Source organism: Stenotrophomonas sp. STEN147, assembly GCF_056757995.1.
Window position 1 is genome coordinate 13,364 of record NZ_JBRRCG010000018.1, and the last position, 17,951, is coordinate 31,314.

The window sequence follows — 17,951 nt, forward strand, 5'->3', positions numbered from 1 at the left end:
CTGCGCGCACAATGGCCGCCATGACTGACCTGCGAACCCGCCAGGCCGACGCCCTGGTGGAAGGCCTGCAACGCGAAGCCGGTGGCAAGCTGACGGTATTCCTCGGCGCGGCGCCGGGCGTGGGCAAGACCTACACGATGCTCAACCGCGCGCAGGAACAGCTGCGCCGGGGGGTCGACCTGGTGGTGGGGCTGGTGGAGACGCATGGCCGTGCCGATACCCAGGCGTTGCTGGAAGGACTGCCACGGCTGCCGCTGAAGGACGTGGCCTACCACGGCCACGCCCTGCAGGAAATGGACCTGGATGCCGTGCTGGCGCGGCGCCCGGCGCTGGTGCTGGTCGACGAACTGGCACATCGCAATGCACCGGGCAGCCGCCACGAGCGACGCTGGCAGGATGTCATGGAGCTTCTGGATGCGGGCATCGATGTCTGGACCACGGTCAACATCCAGCACCTGGAAAGCCTCAATGACGTGGTGATGCGCATCACCGGGGTGCGGGTCAGCGAAACCGTGCCGGACGGTGTGCTCGACCGCCTGCACGACATCGTGCTGGTGGACCTGCCGCCACGCGAACTGATCGCCCGCCTGCAGCAGGGCAAGGTGTACGTGCCGGAGCAGGCGGCACAGGCACTGCAGGCGTTCTTCTCGCCGGCCAACCTGACCGCACTGCGCGAGCTGGCCATGCAGGAAGCCGCTGATCGCGTCGACAGCAGCCTGCGCGAGACCCGTGCCGCACGCGGCGAGGGCAACCTGCCGCTGCGCCGCGGCGTACTGGTGGCGATCGATGGTGGCGGGCAGAGCGAGTATCTGGTGCGGGTCGCGCGCCGCATTGCCGAACGGCGCGATGCGCCGTGGACGGTGGTGACGGTGCAGGGACGACGCCAGGACGAAGCAACCCGACGCGAGATCGACGCGGCGTTCGCGCTGGCACGTCGCCTGGGCGGCGATGCCGAACTGCTGCATGGCTCCAGCATCGCCGATGCCCTGCTCGACCACGCCGCGCACAACGGTGTCTCGACCCTGGTGCTGGGCCGCACCCGCGAGCGGCCGCTGGCACGGATGTTCAACCGCACCCTGACCCAGCAGCTGATCCAGCGCGGTGCGCACTACGAAATCACCATCATCAGCACGCCGCAGGCACGTGCGCGTTCGCGCCGCGAAGGCCTGTTGCCGCCGGCGCGCGGCATCAACCACGAACCACTGCAGGCCCTGCTCGCCACCGCGCTGGCCTGCCTGGTCGCGTGGCTGGTTGAACGCTGGGTGGGCATGGCCGACCTGTCGATGGTGTTCATCGTGGCGGTCGTGCTGGTCGCAGCCCGCACCCGCGCCAGCGTGGCGGTCATGGCCGCGATCCTGTGCTTCCTCGCCTACAACTTCCTGTTCATCGCACCACGCTTCACCTTCGCCATCGGCGCACGCCAAGGCGTGATCACCGTGTTCCTGTTCCTGGCAGCGGCACTGGTGGCCGGGCGCCTGGCATCACGGCTGCGCATGCAGGTGATCGCCCTGCGGGCCGCCAACCGGCATGCGCGCGCGCGGCAGCAGCTGGGGCGACAGCTGGCCAGCGCTGCCGGCGATGGCGAGGTGGCACTGGCCGGCCGCCATGCGCTGGAGCAGGCGATGGACGTGCCGGCATGGCTGCGGATCGGCGTGGACACCACCGCCGGCGGCCGCACCCTGCCCGGCGACACCGACCTGGCTGCCGCCGACTGGGCGCTGCGCCACGGCCAGCCCAGCGGGCGTTTCACCGATACGCTGGCCGGCGCGCAATGGTGGTTCCTGCCCCTGCTTGATGGCGAGGACCGTGCAATCGGCGTGGCCGGCCTGTATCTGCCAGGTGCACGCCTGCTGCCCGAGCAGCGCCAGCTGGCCGAAGCGATGGTGGACGACATTGCCCAGGCGGCATTGCGCACGCGGCTGGTGGCCGAGCTGGAGCGGGCGCACGTCAGCAATGAGACCGAGCGCCTGCGCTCTGCTCTGTTGTCTTCGGTATCGCACGATCTGCGCTCGCCGCTGGCGGCGATGATCGGATCGGCCGACAGCCTGGCCAGCTATGGCACGGCGATGGACGTGGCTGACCGCCGCGCGCTGCTGGACACCATCCTGGTCGAAGGCGAACGGCTGGACCGCTACATCCAGAACCTGCTGGACATGACCCGGCTGGGCCACGAAGGCCTGAAGATCAACCGCGACTGGATCGGGGTGGACGAGTTGATCGGGTCGGCCGCGCGACGGCTGCAGCGCTACCAGCCCAACGTGAGGCTGGAACTGGATATCCCGCCGACCCTGGCGCCGATCTGGGTGCATCCGGCGCTGGTCGAGCAGGCGGTATTCAATGTCATGGAGAATGCGGCCAAGTTCTCCCCCGCCGATGCCGCGGTACAGGTGCAGGCGCGTGAACTGGACGGCCAACTGCGCATCGACGTGATCGACGCCGGTCCCGGCATCCCCGACGAAGAGCGGGCGCGCATCTTCGACATGTTCTACAGCGTCGAGCGTGGCGACCGTGGCCGCCATGGTACCGGTCTGGGCCTGACCATCTGCCAGGGAATGATCGGCGCGCATGGCGGCAGCGTGCAGGCGCTGCCGGGACGTGACGGTCGCGGTACCCTGATCCGCATCACCCTGCCCCTGCTCAAGCCAGCCTCCCACGATGAGCCCGACCCCGATTGATGCGAGCGTACCGGCCCCGCGCGTGCTGGTGATCGATGACGAGACCCAAATCCGCCGTTTCCTGGATATCAGCCTGCGGGCGCAGGGTTATCAGGTCAGGCAGGCCGCGACCGGCCAGGAAGGCCTGCAGCTGGCTGCCAGCGAGGACATGGACCTGGTGATCCTGGATATCGGCCTGCCGGACATGGAGGGCCACCAGGTGCTGGAGCAGCTGCGGCAATGGAGCCAGGTGCCGGTCATCATGCTGACCGTACGTGCCGGAGAAGCGGAAAAGGTGCGGGCGCTGGACAACGGTGCCAACGACTATGTGACCAAGCCCTTCGGCACGCAGGAACTGATGGCGCGGGTGCGCGCGCTGTTGCGGACACGCAGCGTGCCGACCGATGGTACGCCTCCGGTATTCGACGACGGCCATCTGCATGTGGACCTGGTGCGCCGGGAGGTGGCGATCGCGGGCGAGCCGGTGGCGCTGACCCGCAAGGAGTACGCGCTGCTGTCGCTGCTGCTGCGCAATGCCGGCCGGGTGGTCACCCAGCCGCAGATCCTGCAGGAGATCTGGGGACCCACCCACCAGCACGACACGCACTACCTGCGCATCCTGGTGGGCAAGCTGCGGCACAAGCTGGGCGATTCGGCGCTGGATTCACGCTACCTGTTCACCGAACCTGGTGTCGGATTGCGGTTCAAGGGGTGAGGGTGTGCCGACCAACGGTCGGCACCCACCCGGATCGATCAGAACCCCAGCGGGGTGTCGCCGACGATCGGCTGCAGCTGGCTGCGGAACAGTGCCTGGATGCGCTCCAGCGCCACCTCGTCGTCGCCCTCGAAGCGCAGCACCAGTACCGGGGTGGTGTTGGAGGCGCGCACCAGTCCCCAGCCGTCGGGGAAATCCACACGCAGGCCGTCGATGGTCGACAGGCGGCCACCCACATACGGGTTGTCCGGCGACTGCGCTGCCGCGACCAGCATCGCCACCAGGGCGTGCGGCGTACCCTCGGACACCGGCACCTTCAGCTCCGGTGTGGCCACCATCTCCGGCAGTCCGGACAGCACCTCATCCGGGGTTTCCTCGCGCTGGGCCAGGATCTCCAGCAGGCGCGCGGCGGCGTACAGCCCGTCATCGAAGCCGAACCAGCGTTCCTTGAAGAAGAAGTGGCCGCTCATCTCGCCCGCCAGCTCAGCATCGGTCTCGCGCATCTTCGCCTTCATCAGCGAGTGCCCGGTCTTCCACATCAGCGGGCTGCCGCCGTTGCGCAGCACGTGGTCGGACAGCTTGCCCGTGCACTTCACGTCGTAGATCACCATCGCCCCGGGATTGCGCATCAGCACATCGGCGGCGAACAGCATCAGCAGGCGGTCGGCGTAGATGATCCTGCCCTCGCCGGTGACCACGCCCAGGCGGTCGCCATCACCGTCGAAGGCCACGCCGAGATCAGCGCCAAAGCGTTTGACCGTCTGTACGAGGTCCTGCAGGTTGTCCGGCTCGCTGGGATCGGGATGATGATTGGGGAAGGTGCCATCAACATCGCAGTAAAGCGGAATCACCTCGGCACCGATCGCTTCCAGCAGCTGCGGGGCCAGCGCACCGGCAACCCCGTTGCCAGCGTCGGCCACCACCTTCAGCGGGCGGTCGAGCTGCACATCGTCGGCGATCCGCTGGATGTAATCGGCGCCGACATCGCGCTGCTGGTAGTCACCCGGTTCGGCCGCCTGCACAAGGCGACCCTCGACGATGCGCTGGTACAGGCCGGTGATGGCATCGCCGGACAGCGTTTCGCCGCCGATGACGACCTTGAAGCCGTTGTACTCGGGAGGATTGTGGCTGCCGGTCACCGCCACGCAGGTGCCGGTACGCAGGTGGAATGCGGCGTAATAGACGACCGGCGTGGGCGCCAGGCCGATGTCGATGACCGCGCAGCCGGCACGGCGCAGGCCTTCGGCCAGGCCGGCTGCCAGCTCGGGGCCGGACAGGCGCCCGTCACGGCCGATCACCACCTCGCGCAGGCCCTGTTCCAGCGCAGCGGTACCGATGGCCTGGCCGATCAGCGCGGCGGTCTTTGCCGTCAGTTCGCTGCCCACCACACCGCGGATGTCGTAGGCCCGGAAGATGCCCGCTGCCAGCGCTTCCGCCGGGACCGGCGGCGGAGGGGCCACTGTGGCGTCGGCGGCAGCTTCGGCGACCTGCGGTGGCGCCATCTGCAGGCTCTCGCGCAGGGTCGGGCCCTCATCCACCTCGACGGCGGACGTGCGCCGCGGCAGCGGCAGGCGCTTCGGCAGGCGATCGCGACCGACCAGCAGCAGCACGGCGATGAAGGCCAGCAGCAGCGCGACGATGCCGCTGGCCAGCGCGCCCAGACCGAGCGGGCCGGGTTCGACGTTGGGCACGGCCGCTGCCAGCCGCAGCGGGGTGCCGGCAATCGGCCTTGCCTGCGCCTCGGCGATCTGCGCCAGGCCGGAATCGCCCTGGGTGACCAGATCGTGCGTGCCCTGGCGCAGGCCGAGGAAACCACTGGCAGGTGCGCGGATCTGATCCAGCGGCGCGGTCAGGCGCAGCAGCGGCTGACGGACGTAGACCACCGCCGCCCCCAGACTGCCCAGTTGCACCGGCGCAGCCAGGCCGAGGCGGTTGCCTCCCCCATCGCGGACCACCCGCAGGCTCGGCCGGTCCTCGCCCAATGCCTGCTCCAGCAGGGCCAGGCGCGCATAGCCAAAGGTGGCCGGATCGGCGTAGGCAGCGGCCAGGTCGGCGCCCAGCACCTCCACCCGCTCCACGCCGGACCAGCTCTCGCGCAGGGCCAGCGCAGCGGCGGACGCATCGCCGGCCTGCAGCGCCTGCTGCAGGCGCTCGTTCTTCAACTGCTGCTGCAGCTGCTGCAACTGGCCACTGGCGGCCTGTTGCAGGCCCTGCACGGCCTGGTCACGCGCCTCTTCCAGCGCCTTGCCACCTGCCTCCTGGCGCCACTGCTGCACGGCGCTCCAGCCGAACCAGCCGGCCAGCAACACGAGCAGCACTGCCAGCAGCGGTGCGCTGCGCCCCAACGACCGTCCCTGCTGCCTTTCCCCGATGCCGCTCATCAATGTCCCCCGTCAACGCACCCCGGTATGGCCGAATCCACCCGTTCCCCGCACGCTGTCGGTGAAAGTATCCACCACCTGCAGGCTGACGCGGGCAATCGGAACCACCACCAGCTGCGCGATGCGGTCACCCGGCTCGATCGTGAAGGCCTCGCGGCCCCGGTTCCAGACGCTGATCAGCAGCGGACCCTGGTAGTCGGCGTCGATGAGGCCGGTGCCGTTGCCGAGGACGATGCCGTGGCGATGGCCCAGGCCCGAACGCGGCAGGATGACCGCGCACAGGTGCGGATCGGCAATGTGGATGGCCAGGCCACTGGGAACCAGCGCGGTATCGCCCGGCTGCAGGGTCAGCGCGGTGTCCAGCGCTGCGCGCAGGTCCATGCCGGCACTGGCCTCGGTGGCATACGCCGGCAGCGGCCAGCTGTCGCCGAAGCGCGGATCGAGCAGTTTGACCTGCAACGGTTGCGATGAAATCACCTGGGTCATGCCTGAAGTCTCCGCGCGATCAGCGCCAGCAGTTGTTCGGCCAGCTCGCGCTTGGAGGTCGCCGGGAATACCTGTTCGCCATCCTGCCAGAAGGCCGTGGCGGCGTTGTTGTCACTTTCGAAGCCACCGCCACTGATGCCGACCTGGTTGGCGATCACCAGATCCAGGCGTTTGTCGACCAGCTTGCCACGCGCGTACTTCTCCACGTCGTGGGTTTCGGCGGCGAAACCGACCACCAGCTTCAGCGACTGCGTCTGCGCGGCCACCTCGGCCAGGATGTCCGGGGTACGCACCAGTTCGATCACCAGTGACTGGCTGTCGGCGGTCTTCTTCAGCTTCTGCGGCGCCACCTGCCGTGGGGTGTAGTCGGACACGGCGGCGGCACCGATATAGATGTCGGCCGGCAGCGATGAGAGCACGGCGTCGCGCATCTGTGCGGCCGAGCGCACATCGACGCGCTGCACGCCGACCGGCGTCGGCAGCTGCACGGGACCACTGACCAGCACCACCTGCGCCCCCATCGTCGCCGCGGCCGCGGCCAGTGCGAAGCCCATCTTGCCGCTGCTGCGGTTGCCGACGTAGCGCACCGGGTCGATGTCCTCGTAGGTGGGTCCGGCGCTGATCAGCACACGCAGTCCCTGCAGCGCGCGGGTTGCCGAGGGCGCGGCAGGCGCCACGGCATTGCCGTTGGCCGCCAGCGCGGCAACGATGTCACCCGGCTCGGCCAGCCGCCCCGGGCCGGACTCACCCTCGGCCAACGGCCCGTCGACCGGTCCGATCACCTGCGCGCCCCGCTGGCGCAGCAGTGCGACGTTGGCCTGCGTGGCCGGATGCAGCCACATGCGATGGTTCATCGCCGGACACACGGTCAGCGGCGCGGTACTGGCCAGGCACAACGTGCTGACCAGGTCGTCGGCGTGACCATGGGCCAGCCGCGCCAGCAGGTCGGCGGTGCCCGGTGCGATCACGATGCGGTCGGCCCAGCGCGCCAGCTCGATGTGGCCCATGGCCTGTTCTGCGGCGCTGTCCCACAACGTAGTGCGGGTCGGCTGCCCGGACAGGGCCTGGAAACTGAGCGGGGTCACGAACTGCTGGGCGCCGGCAGTCATCGCCACCTGCACCAGCGCCCCGGCATCGCGCAGCCGCCGCACCAGTTCCAGGGCCTTGTAAGCCGCAATCCCGCCGCCGACACACAACAGCAGTTTCTGGCCTTCCAGCGCGCCGGCCGGCGCGGGGGATGCGTTGGGGGAGTCAGCCACCTGGAATTCCTGTGCAAACGAGGGCGCTAGCTTACCCGATGGTCGGTAATGTCCCGATGCACAGCGCACATAGCCGGCAGCTATCAGCAGATGGAACTTCCACTACCGCAGTTCCCGGGTTCACCCGCCGATGATTCGGAACTTTCCTATACCCGTCCCCTGGTCGGCTTTGCAGAATCGGTACTGGCCACCTCCGGTGCGCCGCTCCGCTTCCCCGAGGATCCCGCGTGCAACCGCGCATCATCATCGCCGACGACCATCCGGTTGTACTGCATGGCATCCGTATCGTGCTGGAGGCTCACCAGATGCAGGTGGCCGGCAGCGCGGCCGACGGTGCCCAGCTGCTCGACCTGCTGCAGCGTGAAACCTGCCATGCCGTCCTCACCGACCTGTCCATGCCCGGCGCCGGCCCCGACGGCCCTGCGCTGCTGGGCGCACTGCGCGAGCGTCATCCGGGCCTGCCGGTGGTGGTGCTGACCGGAGCGCGCCACCCGGGACTGCTGGACAGGCTGCTGCGCGAAGGCATCGATGGCCTGGTCGACAAATGCGCCGGCTTTGCCGAACTGCCGATGGCGCTCGCGGCAGCCATGTCCGGCCAGGTCTTCGTCTCACAGCAGCTGCGTCATCACCTGCAGTCGCGCGACCTGCTGTTCCAGCGCACACCGGTCTCGCTCTCCGCGCGCGAGCAGGAAGTCCTGCAGCTGCTCGCCGAGGGCCTGAACATCAACGCCATCGCGGCCCGCTGCGGCCGCAGCCCGAAGACGATCAGCCGGCAGAAGGCCGAGGCCAAGCGCAAGCTGGGACTGCAGAGCAACCAGGAACTGTTCGACTACCTGAAGACCGTGCGCGATTGAGGCATCGGCTGACGGTCATCGGCGGCAAGCGCCGATGGGAGCGCCGGGCGCCGCTGGCGATGATGCAGGCATGCCCATCCATGACTGGCCTGAACAGGAACGTCCCCGCGAGAAGCTGCTGGCGCGGGGTCCCACCATGCTGTCCGACGCGGAGTTGCTGGCGCTGTTCCTCGGCTCCGGGGTCGGCGGCCGCGATGCCGTGCAGACCGCACGCGACCTGCTGCACGCGCACGGTCCGCTGCGGGTGCTGCTGGACCGGCCTGCCGGCGAGCTGGCACGACTGCCCGGGCTGGGGCCGGCCCGCAGCTGCACCCTGGCCGCCGGCCTGGAACTGGCCCACCGGTACCTGGCCGCCGAACTGCAGCACGGCGAAGCAGTTGGCGACAATCCCGGGGCGGTGGGGCGCTACCTGCAGCACCGTCTGCGCGGGCAGGCCCGCGAACTGTTCCTGGTGCTGTTCCTGGACAACCGCCACCGGCTGATCGCGTGCGAGGAACTGTTTGCCGGAACCCTCACCGCAGCGGCGGTCTATCCGCGGGAGGTCGTGCGGCGCGCCCTGCAGCTCAATGCCGCCGCCGTGATCATCAGCCACAACCACCCGTCCGGCGACCCGGAGCCATCGCCGGCCGACGCGCGCATCACCGAGGAGCTGCAGCAGGCCCTGGCCCTGGTCGACATCCGCCTGCTCGACCATTTCGTAGTGGGCGAAGGCCGCCCTGTTTCGTTTGCTGAACGTGGCCTGCTGGGCCAGCGCCAGGCCCGCCTGTTCGGCTGAGCCCCGGCCCCCCGGCCGCCCCGGGGGGACCGCACAGGCAGGCAACGGTCAGCGTGGCCGCCGGCATCTGCGCTAAAATGGGCGATTCCGCCGCTCATTCTCACAGCAGGCCTCGTGAAAAATCTCCTCCGCGCCCTGATCAGCCAAGGCATCGAAGCCTTGCGCGCCAATGGCACCCTGCCCGCCGACTCCCTGCCGCCGGACTTCGTGGTCGAGCGCCCGAAGACCCGTGACCATGGCGACTTCGCCACCAACGCCGCGATGCTGCTGGCCAAGGCCGCGCGCAGCAACCCGCGCGCACTGGCGCAGGCACTGGTCGAGGCGCTGCCGCGCAGCGAGGACGTCAGCAAGGTCGAGATCGCCGGACCCGGCTTCATCAACTTCCATCTGGCCCCGGCCGCGTACCAGCGCGAAGCCGCCTCGGTCATCAAGGAAGGCCACGACTACGGGCGCAACCTGTCCGGCAACGGCCGCACGGTGGGCGTGGAGTATGTGTCGGCCAACCCGACCGGTCCGCTGCACGTCGGCCATGGCCGCGCTGCGGCGATCGGCGACTGCGTGGCCCGCGTGCTCGACGCCAACGGCTGGAACGCCAAGCGTGAGTTCTATTACAACGACGCCGGCGTGCAGATCGAGAACCTGGCGCTGTCGGTGCAGGCCCGCGTCCAGGGCATCGCCCCTGACCAGGAGGGCTGGCCGGAAGGCGGCTACCGCGGCGAGTACATCGCCGATGTCGCGCGAGCCTACATGGCCGGCGCCAGCGTCGACCTGGAAGGCACCCTCGTGGTCGGCGCCAAGGATCCGCACGACATGCAGGCGATCCGCCGCTTCGCGGTGGCCTACCTGCGCAACGAGCAGAACCTGGACCTGGCCGCGTTCGGCGTCGATTTCGACATCTACTTCCTGGAAAGCTCGCTGTACGCCGATGGCAAGGTCGCGGAAACCGTGGCCAAGCTGCAGGCGTCCGGCCACACCTACGAGGAAGGCGGCGCACTGTGGCTGCGCAGCACCGACTTCGGTGACGACAAGGACCGCGTGATGCGCAAGTCCGACGGCACCTTCACCTACTTCGTGCCGGACGTGGCCTACCACCTGTCCAAATGGCAGCGCGGCTACGAGCGCGCGATCACCGAGCTGGGCGCCGACCACCACGGGTCGCTGGCGCGCGTGCGTGCAGGCCTGCAGGCGCTGGAAGTGGGCATCCCGCAGGGCTGGCCCGAGTATGTGCTGCATCAGATGGTCACCGTCATGCGCGGCGGCGAGGAAGTGAAGCTGTCCAAGCGTGCCGGCAGCTACTTCACCCTGCGCGACCTGATCGAAGAAGCTGGACGCGATGCGACCCGCTGGTTCCTGATCGCGCGCAAGCCCGATTCGCAGCTGACCTTCGACATCGATCTGGCCCGCCAGCAGAGCAACGACAACCCCGTGTTCTACGTGCAGTACGCGCATGCCCGCGTGTGCAGCCTGCTCCGCCAAGCGCAGGAGAAGGGCCTGGCCTATGACCAGGGCAGTGGCCTGGGTCAGCTCGTGCGCCTGGCCGATGACGCCTCGCTGCTGCTGATGAACGAGATCTCGCGCTATCCGGAAGTGGTCGAAGCCGCCGGCGTGGCGCTGGAGCCGCATCTGGTGGCGCAGTACCTGCGTGAATTGGCGCATGCCTTCCACACGTGGTATCACGGGACACCGGTGCTGGTGGACGACGCCGACGATCGCAACGCCAAGCTGACGCTGGCCTGCGCGGCGCGTCAGGTGCTGGCCAATGGCCTCGACCTCCTGGGCGTGAGCGCCCCGGAAAAAATGTAAGCATCAGGAGACGCAGTACACATGGCAGCACGACGCGGCAAAAACCAGGCACGACGCAACAGCAGCAGCCAGGGCACCCCGGGATGGGTGTGGCTGGTCGCCGGTGTGGCCATCGCCGCCGTGGTGTTCCTGGCGGCGCCGAATCTGTTCAAGGGCGAGGGCGATGGCTTCCTGCGCGCCGGTCCGCAGCCGAACCCGAACGCGCAGCCGGCGCCGGTCGCTGATGCCGACGGCGATGTCGGCACGCAGCCAGCCGCACAACCGGCCACGCCGAAACCTGCCGAAGCCGAGAAGCCGGCGGCGACCCAGTACGACTTCTACACCCTGCTGCCCGGCAAGGAAGTGGAGATGTCCGATGCCGAACTGGCCGCCAGCACCCGCGCCGAGGAACAGCGCCGGGCCAAGGCCGAAGCGCAGCGCGCGCAGGCGGCGCTGGAAGGCAAACCGGTCCCCGCAACGCCGGCACCGACCGCAACGGCCAGTGTCGCCAGCACGGCACCGGTGACCGCGACCAGCCGTCCGCTGCCTGCCCCGCTGAGCGAACGCCCGGCAACGGCTGCACCGGCCACGACCAGCCCGGCGGCGACCAACACGGCATCGACCGCGCAGGCCGCCCGCGTGGACGCGGCGCCGACCTCCGCTGCGGCACCGGCCGTGGCCGGCGACAACGCGCGCTACATCCTGCAGGCAGGTGCGTTCGGCGCCTCCGGCGACGCCGAGGCCACCAAGGCCAAGCTGGCGATGATGGGCCTGGCGGCACGGGTGGAGTCGGCGCAGATCAATGGCAAGACCGTGTACCGCGTGCGCATGGGGCCCTACGGCAGCGCCGGTGAGCTGTCCGAAGCCAAGCAGAAGCTGGATGGCACCGGCCTGCAGGCGATGGCGATCAAGGCACAGTGATCGTTCGGGTCTGAACGGAAGAAGCCGGGCATTGCCCGGCTTTCTTTTTTTGGGCCCCGCAGGGCCGACCCACGCCGGGCGGCCCTGAAGGCACGCAGGTCAGCCCTCGCGCGCGACCTGGAAGCCGGCGAACGACTGGCTGACCGGCATCAGTTCCAGGCGGTTGATGTTCAGATGCGGCGGCAGGCTGGCAACCCAGAAGATCTGCTCGGCGATGTCCTCGGCGGTCATCGGGTTGGCGCCGGAATACAGCTTGTCCGACGCGGCCTGGTCACCGTGGGTACGCACCACCGTGAACTCGGTCTCGGCCATGCCCGGCTCGATGGTGGTCACACGCACGCCCGTACCGTGCAGGTCCGAACGCAGGCCCAGCGAGAACTGGCTGACGAACGCCTTGGTACCGCCATACGCGTTGCCGCCCGGGTACGGGTAGACACCGGCAACCGACGAGATGTTGATGATCGCACCCCTGCGTTCGACCAGCTGCGGCAGCAGGCGGTGGGTCAACGTCACCAGGGCGGTGATGTTGGTATCGATCATCGTCGTCCAGTCCTGCAGGCTGGCGCTCTGCGCCGGAGCGGTGCCCTGCGCGAGACCGGCGTTGTTGACCAGCAGGTCGATCTCACCGAATGCGGGGGGCAGCGCCAGCAGCGCCGCTTCCATTGCGATCGGATCGCGGACATCAAAGGCCGCTGCGTGCACCACGTCCTTGCCATAGCGCTCGACCAGCGGTTGCAGGCGGTCGCTGCGACGGCCGGTGGCGATCACCTTCCAGCCTGCCTGGGCGAAGCGATGGACGGCGGCGGCGCCAAACCCGGACGTGGCGCCGGTAATCAGGACGGTGCGGGACATCAGGCAACTCCGTGGAGGAACGAGACCCCCATTCTGGCACCGTCGGCCGGACCCTGCCTTGCCTGATCGGTCTTCGCGCCGGGCACACTCAGCGCAGGCGGAACACGCGGGCCTTCGGCAGATCCTCGTCGACCTGCAGGAACCAGCGGCCGGCGATGCCCGGGATCACTTCGATCTGCGGCGCCTGGAGGGCCCTGCGCAGCTTCATCTGTCCCTTCATCACCTGCCATTGCTGTCCGTTGTCGAGGGTGAACACCGTGCCGGGGGCCCAACCGGCCACCTCCCCCACCACGCGTGCGCTGACCGGGCCTTCTTCCAGCCCCAGGTGCATGGCGGCCGGCGCCGGAACATTCGCAGGCAGCGGCGCGCCGGCGGGGGCGGCCGTGACCGCGGAAATGGCAGGCGACGCGGCCTCTGCCTGGCGCAGCACGCGGTTCAACGCCTGCAGCTGGGCCGGGCTCAGCCCCACTTCGGCCAGCTGGGCCGCAGTGAGCCGCTGTTCGACCGGAACAAAACGGTCCTGGGCATGGGCGGCAACACTGCTGGCCGCCAGCAGGAGGAGAACGAGGTACCGGCGCATCGGAGGAGGTCTCTACGGAACAGCGCTCACGATGCTTCAATCCGGTGACAATCCGGTGACAACGGCCGGACCGCTACAATGGGCCATGATCAACAATGATGTACTGCGCAGCGTGCGCTACTCCCTGGACCTGGGCGACCATCACGTGGTGGCCCTGTGCCAGCTGGCCGACCCGACCTTCGCGGTGGATCTGGAGCAGGCCAGGGCGTGGCTGCGGCGCGAGGATGAAGCCGGCTTCGTGCCGATGGACGACAGTGCGCTGGCGCACTTCCTGGATGGCCTGATCGTGCACCTGCGCGGCCGCGACGAGAGCCAGCCGCAGCGCGCCGTGGAAACCCGCGTCGACAACAACCTGGTGCTGAAGAAGCTGCGCGTGGCGTTCCAGCTGCGCGACGTCGATCTGATGGACATCTTCGCCAGCGCCGGCTTCAAGGTATCCAAGTCCGAGATCGGGGCGCTGTTCCGCCAACCCGGGCATGCCAACTACCGACGTTGCCTGGATCAGATGCTGCGCAACTTCCTCAAGGGCCTGAGCCAGCGCCTGCGCGGTTGAGCCGCGCGGTACCGGCCCATGGGTGGCCGATACCGTCGTGGCGGCGCCGGCCCGCTAGAAGCTGCCCTGCAGCGCCAGTTCCCAGCGCCCGCCCGCGTTGCCCGGGAACAGCCGTCTGGCCGCGGTATCGGTGTCATGCACGGTGGCCCGCACTTCCCACGCCGGAGCCAACGTGGCGATGGCGCTGAGCTGCCCGTGCAGGTAATCCGGCCCCTGCGCGGCCGCCAGCCAGTAGTGGCCCACGGCCGCTTCAAGCCGGAAGCGCTCGTGCAGCGGCAGGCGCACGCCCAACTGTGCGTAGGTACCGCGATGGCCACCGGCCAGGGCATCGCTGGAATGCGCGACCTGCAGCCAGGTCCGCTGCTTCCAGCCCACCGTGGCAGCGAACTCTGTCCAGTCCAGCGCGCGGGCTGTCCCCGGATACACATAGCGGGTCAGGTTGGCGTCCAGCGTCCAGTCCGCGGCCGGTGAGCCGGACCAGCCCGCTACCAGATCGAACTCGCTGCGTGCGCCGTTGTCCGGCTTGAACGATACGTTCGAGCCCCACGCGCTGGCATACCACCCGGACGCGAGCGCGAACTTCGCTCCGGCCTGCACCGCCGGGTCGCCGTCACTCTGCGAACTGCCGCGCCAGACGTAGTCACTGGTCAACGTGGCGTTGCCGCTCACCTGTGCCTGTGCGCTGCCGACGCCCAGCAGCCCCGCCAACGCCGCGGCCACCGCCGCGATCATCCCCTTGCTGTTCACTGCACATCATTCCTCATCCAATGGCGGCTCAACCGCCGGGACGGCAGTGTCGATGGCAGGGCCGTAACGGTTCGATGGCGCTACCGTGGCGGGGGCGCAAAATCAGCGTAAAACCGCTTGGCAGTGGCGCGGTATGATGGCCGCCTGTTTCCAGGAAACCACCCATGGACGCCATCCTGACGCCGGTATCGATCGGCGAGCTGATCGACAAGATCACCATTCTCGAGATCAAGGCCGAACGCATCGGCGATGCCACCAAGCTGGCCAATGTGCGGACGGAGCTGGACGGCCTGCTGCCGTTGCTGCAGCAGCAGCTGCAGGCACAGCCGGCACTTGCCGCGCTGAAGCAGCAGCTGAAGACCATCAACGAGCGCATGTGGGACATCCAGGACCAGCTGCGCGACAAGGAAGCGGCACAGGTGTTCGACGACGCCTTCGTCCAGCTGGCGCGCGGCGTGTACGGTACCAATGGCGAGCGCGTGCAGGTCAAGAACGAGATCAACCGCGTTGCGGGTTCGGCACTGGTCGAAGAGAAGCAGTACCAGGGGGAATAAGCCTGGGTTTCAGCCGCATTCGAGCAGGTGGCGGATGCGGAACAGCTCGCCGTCGCTGCGGATGCCGAGCTTCTGGTAGGCGGCTTTTTTCTGCGAGCTGACCGTGCTTGCGGAACGGCCGAAGCGCTGCGCGACTTCGCCGGTGCTGCAGCCTTCCAGCACCAGGCGCAGCACCTCGCGCTCGCGGCGGCTGAGCGGCATCAATGAGGGCATGCGGCGCGCCCGCGAGCGGCTCAACTGCGGGCGCAGTTCCGGCGGCACGAACCGCCCACCCCGGGCCACTACCTGCACAGCCCGCAGCAGCACGCGCGGTGGGGTCGCCTTGGACAGGAAGCCGCGCGCGCCGGCCTGCATGGCCGTCACCACCGTGCTGGCGTTGCAATGGGCTGAAAGCACAAGCACCGGCAGCGATGGCCACCGCTGCGACAGCGTGCGCAGCAGTTGCAGGCCAACCCCTTGGTCACCCAGCGGAAGGGCATCGATCACCAGCAGATCGACACAACCGGGCTGCTGATGCAGCAGCGACAGCAGGTCGGCTTCATTGGCGAAGCTGGCACGGACCTGCAGGCCGCTGTCCTCACATAACAACACTTCCAGGCCCAGCCGCAGCACCGGATGCGGATCCAGCAGCGCCAGGCGGCGCAGCTTTCCGGTATGCGGGGTGGCGGGGGCGGGCGGCATCAGGCAGATCCGGCGGAAGGGGATGCCCACCGTAGGTCGCGCCCTGCAGCGGCGGAATCCAATTCGTTGCAATGCAGCATCGACCGCGCAGCCGCAGTCAGATTTCATTTCGGTTGCGTGGAACGCAACAGGCCCGGCAGATGCCGGGCCTGTCGATGCTCACAGGGCGCAGAGCGCCTGCAGCGATTACCAGCTGAAGCGCGGGCCGACGGTGTATTCCTTGTCACCGTCGCGGTTCATCTTGAGCTCGCCGTTCAGGCCCCAGTTCTGGTTCAGCTTCACCTGACCACCCAGACGGCCGTACCACTCGCCTTCCGGATTGATGCCGCGCTTCTTCGAGAAGTCTTCGTAACCAACCATGCCGTAGACTTCGGCGTGGGCACCGAACGCGGTGCGGATGCCGGCTTCAGCGCTGTAGCCGTTGAAATCCAGGCCATGCTCCAGGTCACGCTTCTGGTACGCCACGCGCGCCACGAAGTCGGTCGACGGTGCGATTTCCTGGTTGTAGCCTACACCGACCTTCCACTGGTCCAGCTTGAGGTTGGTGTGGTCGATTTCCTGGCGGCTGTAGTCACCGAAGGCGTGGAAGTTCGGCAGGAAGCCGTAGGAACCCTTCACGCCCCAGCCGTCGGCCTTGAACGCGTCGATGTCGGTCTTGGCGTAGTTGGCTTCAGCATAGTTGTAGGACAGGTTCTCGGCAGCCGAGGCGGAGAACGGCAGGGCAGCAGCCAGCGCCAGGGCGATCAGCGAATTCTTCATGGGGGTACACCTTTACTTTCTTATGGTGAGCAGCAGCGCGGGAGCGCCGTCGCATCGGGAATGTAAATTCTCCGTTATTCGCCACAACGCACCCTGAAAACAGCAGGCTTCGCATTGCTGAATTTTCTGGGTTGATTCAGGCGGTCTCTGGCATACGCGCGGCGCGCGGGTACGTCCTGCATGCTTCGATCGCGGCCGTGTCGATCTGCCGCGCCCTGGTTCGTCGAACAGAAGAAGGCCGCACATGCAGTGCGGTCCATCACGGAGGCAGGCAATGAGCTACATCGATGGTTTCGTTCTGGCGGTTCCCACCGCCAACAAGGAAAAGTTCCTCGCCCATGCGCGAAGCGGCGACGTGGTCTTCATCGAGTACGGGGCGCTGCGCGTGGTCGAGTGCTGGGGCGATGACGTGCCGCATGGCAAGACAACGGACTTCTTCGGCGCAGTGAAAGCAACACCGGAAGAGACGGTGGTGTTTTCCTGGATCGAGTGGCCTGACAAGGCCACCCGTGATGCAGGCATGCAGAAGATGATGGAAGACCCGCGCCTGGACCCCGCGAAGAACCCGATGCCGTTCGACGGTGCGCGGATGATCTATGGCGGTTTCACACCCATCTACGAACTGACCCGCTGACGCCTTCGCGGCGCTCAGCGCGTACCTGCGTCGTCTTCTCCGGCAGTGCCGGCGCCCAGTGCGGCGCCGGCCCCCAGGCCGAGCCCGCCCATGCCGGCGCCCATGCCCATTCCCCCGCCGCCGCCCGCACGGCCGCCCTTGCCTTCGCCTTCAGGGCGGCCCTTGCCGCCCGCGGGCCGGGTCGGGCCCTGCCGTGGAATCTGCAGATCGGCCGGGATCGGCGCCAGATCCAGGGCTTCGCGGACAAAATCGCGCAGCGACACCACCAGCTCATGCGTGTGCACCGGTCGTCCCTGCGCCAGCTCATCGGCGGCGCGCGCGGCCAGCCGCACCTGCTCATCGGTACCCAGCAGCAGGATGTCCGACAAGGCCGCTTCGACGGCGTCGCGGATGCGCCGCGCGCGATCCGAACCGGGCTCGACGATGCCCTGCTCATGGGCGCGCTGGCGCAGGTCGCGCAGATGGCTGGGGTCGACCCCCAGCTCACCGGTGAACGAACCGCCCAGGGTCTTGTAGGCGGCCATCAGCGTGCGCAGCCGTTCGTTGATCTGCCGGTTCTCGCGCTCGCGGCGCTGCTGCAGGGTCTGCATCACCAGCAGGCGGATACCCACGCCCAGCAGCGTGATCAGCACCAGGCCGGCCAACGTGGAAAGCACACCCTGCCAGGAACTGAAATCGATGCCGCGCATGATGGGAACTCCAGCGGAGGGACTTCATCTTGCCCCAGGACGCCCCCGCAGGCTTCATGCCGGGCCGTTGTACCG

18 protein-coding genes are annotated in these 17,951 nt (G+C 68.3%); 9 read left to right on the forward strand and 9 right to left on the reverse strand.

Translation table 11 applies throughout. The annotated features are described in order from the left end of the window. The first annotated feature begins 20 nt into the window (after positions 1 to 20). Both ACVOKU_RS15570 and ACVOKU_RS15575 read left to right on the forward strand, forming a co-directional pair. On the forward strand, positions 21 to 2,675 hold the full coding sequence (locus ACVOKU_RS15570) for a sensor histidine kinase (RefSeq protein ID WP_065182159.1): 2,655 nt from the start codon (positions 21 to 23) through the stop codon (positions 2,673 to 2,675). Next, positions 2,656 to 3,369: a response regulator transcription factor gene (locus ACVOKU_RS15575; RefSeq protein WP_053516504.1), complete on the forward strand. Its 714-nt coding sequence runs from the start codon at positions 2,656 to 2,658 to the stop codon at positions 3,367 to 3,369. The genes ACVOKU_RS15570 and ACVOKU_RS15575 overlap by 20 nt, the downstream gene beginning before the upstream one ends. A gap of 38 nt (positions 3,370 to 3,407) precedes the next feature. On the opposite strand, the gene ACVOKU_RS15580 is transcribed toward ACVOKU_RS15575, so the two are convergent. From ACVOKU_RS15580 to coaBC, 3 genes are read right to left on the reverse strand one after another with little or no spacing between them, the layout of a single operon-like run. Continuing rightward, a complete protein-coding gene (locus ACVOKU_RS15580) occupies positions 3,408 to 5,750 on the reverse strand; it encodes a phosphomannomutase/phosphoglucomutase (protein ID WP_481560333.1) in 2,343 nt (780 codons plus the stop codon). A 12-nt stretch (positions 5,751 to 5,762) separates the two neighbouring features. After that, on the reverse strand, positions 5,763 to 6,236 hold the full coding sequence (dut, locus tag ACVOKU_RS15585; RefSeq protein ID WP_053516506.1) for a dUTP diphosphatase: 474 nt from the start codon (positions 6,234 to 6,236) through the stop codon (positions 5,763 to 5,765). Continuing rightward, positions 6,233 to 7,495 (reverse strand): bifunctional phosphopantothenoylcysteine decarboxylase/phosphopantothenate--cysteine ligase CoaBC, encoded by a 1,263-nt coding sequence (coaBC, locus tag ACVOKU_RS15590; RefSeq protein WP_053516507.1) that lies wholly within the window; start codon positions 7,493 to 7,495, stop codon positions 6,233 to 6,235. The genes dut and coaBC overlap by 4 nt, the downstream gene beginning before the upstream one ends. 227 nt (positions 7,496 to 7,722) lie before the next feature. Between coaBC and ACVOKU_RS15595 the strand changes: the two genes are divergently transcribed. The 4 genes from ACVOKU_RS15595 (at position 7,723) to ACVOKU_RS15610 (ending at position 11,827) form a co-directional block, all read left to right on the forward strand. After that, positions 7,723 to 8,349, forward strand: a complete 627-nt coding sequence (locus ACVOKU_RS15595; protein WP_065182003.1) for a response regulator — start codon at positions 7,723 to 7,725, stop codon at positions 8,347 to 8,349. A 70-nt stretch (positions 8,350 to 8,419) separates the two neighbouring features. Further along, the gene (gene radC / locus ACVOKU_RS15600) at positions 8,420 to 9,124 is read left to right on the forward strand and encodes a RadC family protein (protein ID WP_065174506.1); all 705 of its coding nucleotides are present in this window, start codon (positions 8,420 to 8,422) and stop codon (positions 9,122 to 9,124) included. 114 nt (positions 9,125 to 9,238) lie between these two features. Continuing rightward, positions 9,239 to 10,927: an arginine--tRNA ligase gene (gene argS / locus ACVOKU_RS15605; RefSeq protein WP_053516518.1), complete on the forward strand. Its 1,689-nt coding sequence runs from the start codon at positions 9,239 to 9,241 to the stop codon at positions 10,925 to 10,927. A 21-nt stretch (positions 10,928 to 10,948) separates the two neighbouring features. After that, positions 10,949 to 11,827, forward strand: a complete 879-nt coding sequence (locus ACVOKU_RS15610; RefSeq protein ID WP_481560334.1) for an SPOR domain-containing protein — start codon at positions 10,949 to 10,951, stop codon at positions 11,825 to 11,827. A 99-nt stretch (positions 11,828 to 11,926) separates the two neighbouring features. On the opposite strand, the gene ACVOKU_RS15615 is transcribed toward ACVOKU_RS15610, so the two are convergent. Continuing rightward, entirely contained in the window at positions 11,927 to 12,679 is a 753-nt protein-coding gene (locus ACVOKU_RS15615) for an SDR family NAD(P)-dependent oxidoreductase (RefSeq protein WP_065174225.1), read from the reverse strand. Positions 12,680 to 12,767: 88 nt separating this feature from the next. After that, positions 12,768 to 13,259 (reverse strand): hypothetical protein, encoded by a 492-nt coding sequence (locus tag ACVOKU_RS15620; RefSeq protein WP_053516522.1) that lies wholly within the window; start codon positions 13,257 to 13,259, stop codon positions 12,768 to 12,770. Positions 13,260 to 13,344: 85 nt separating this feature from the next. Here ACVOKU_RS15620 and ACVOKU_RS15625 point away from each other — a divergent pair, with 85 nt between their 5' ends. Continuing rightward, a complete protein-coding gene (locus tag ACVOKU_RS15625; RefSeq protein WP_053516523.1) occupies positions 13,345 to 13,812 on the forward strand; it encodes a YehS family protein in 468 nt (155 codons plus the stop codon). A 54-nt stretch (positions 13,813 to 13,866) separates the two neighbouring features. Here ACVOKU_RS15625 and ACVOKU_RS15630 read toward each other — a convergent pair whose 3' ends face one another. After that, complete coding sequence (locus ACVOKU_RS15630; protein ID WP_481560335.1) at positions 13,867 to 14,559, reverse strand: TorF family putative porin; 693 nt, start codon at positions 14,557 to 14,559, stop codon at positions 13,867 to 13,869. A gap of 164 nt (positions 14,560 to 14,723) precedes the next feature. Here ACVOKU_RS15630 and ACVOKU_RS15635 point away from each other — a divergent pair, with 164 nt between their 5' ends. Next, a complete protein-coding gene (locus ACVOKU_RS15635) occupies positions 14,724 to 15,113 on the forward strand; it encodes a DUF6165 family protein (protein ID WP_053516526.1) in 390 nt (129 codons plus the stop codon). A gap of 9 nt (positions 15,114 to 15,122) precedes the next feature. Here ACVOKU_RS15635 and ACVOKU_RS15640 read toward each other — a convergent pair whose 3' ends face one another. Together ACVOKU_RS15640 and ACVOKU_RS15645 are read right to left on the reverse strand one after the other, a co-directional pair. After that, positions 15,123 to 15,794, reverse strand: a complete 672-nt coding sequence (locus ACVOKU_RS15640) for a response regulator transcription factor (RefSeq protein WP_128987889.1) — start codon at positions 15,792 to 15,794, stop codon at positions 15,123 to 15,125. Positions 15,795 to 15,980: 186 nt separating this feature from the next. Further along, positions 15,981 to 16,553, reverse strand: a complete 573-nt coding sequence (locus tag ACVOKU_RS15645; RefSeq protein ID WP_053516527.1) for an OmpO family porin — start codon at positions 16,551 to 16,553, stop codon at positions 15,981 to 15,983. 274 nt (positions 16,554 to 16,827) lie between these two features. Between ACVOKU_RS15645 and ACVOKU_RS15650 the strand changes: the two genes are divergently transcribed. Further along, positions 16,828 to 17,187 carry a DUF1428 domain-containing protein gene (locus ACVOKU_RS15650; protein ID WP_053516528.1) on the forward strand — a complete coding sequence of 120 codons (360 nt, stop codon included), beginning with the start codon at positions 16,828 to 16,830 and terminating at the stop codon, positions 17,185 to 17,187. Between the two features lie 14 nt (positions 17,188 to 17,201). Here ACVOKU_RS15650 and ACVOKU_RS15655 read toward each other — a convergent pair whose 3' ends face one another. Next, a complete protein-coding gene (locus ACVOKU_RS15655; RefSeq protein WP_481560336.1) occupies positions 17,202 to 17,876 on the reverse strand; it encodes a hypothetical protein in 675 nt (224 codons plus the stop codon). Positions 17,877 to 17,951: the final 75 nt, after the last annotated feature.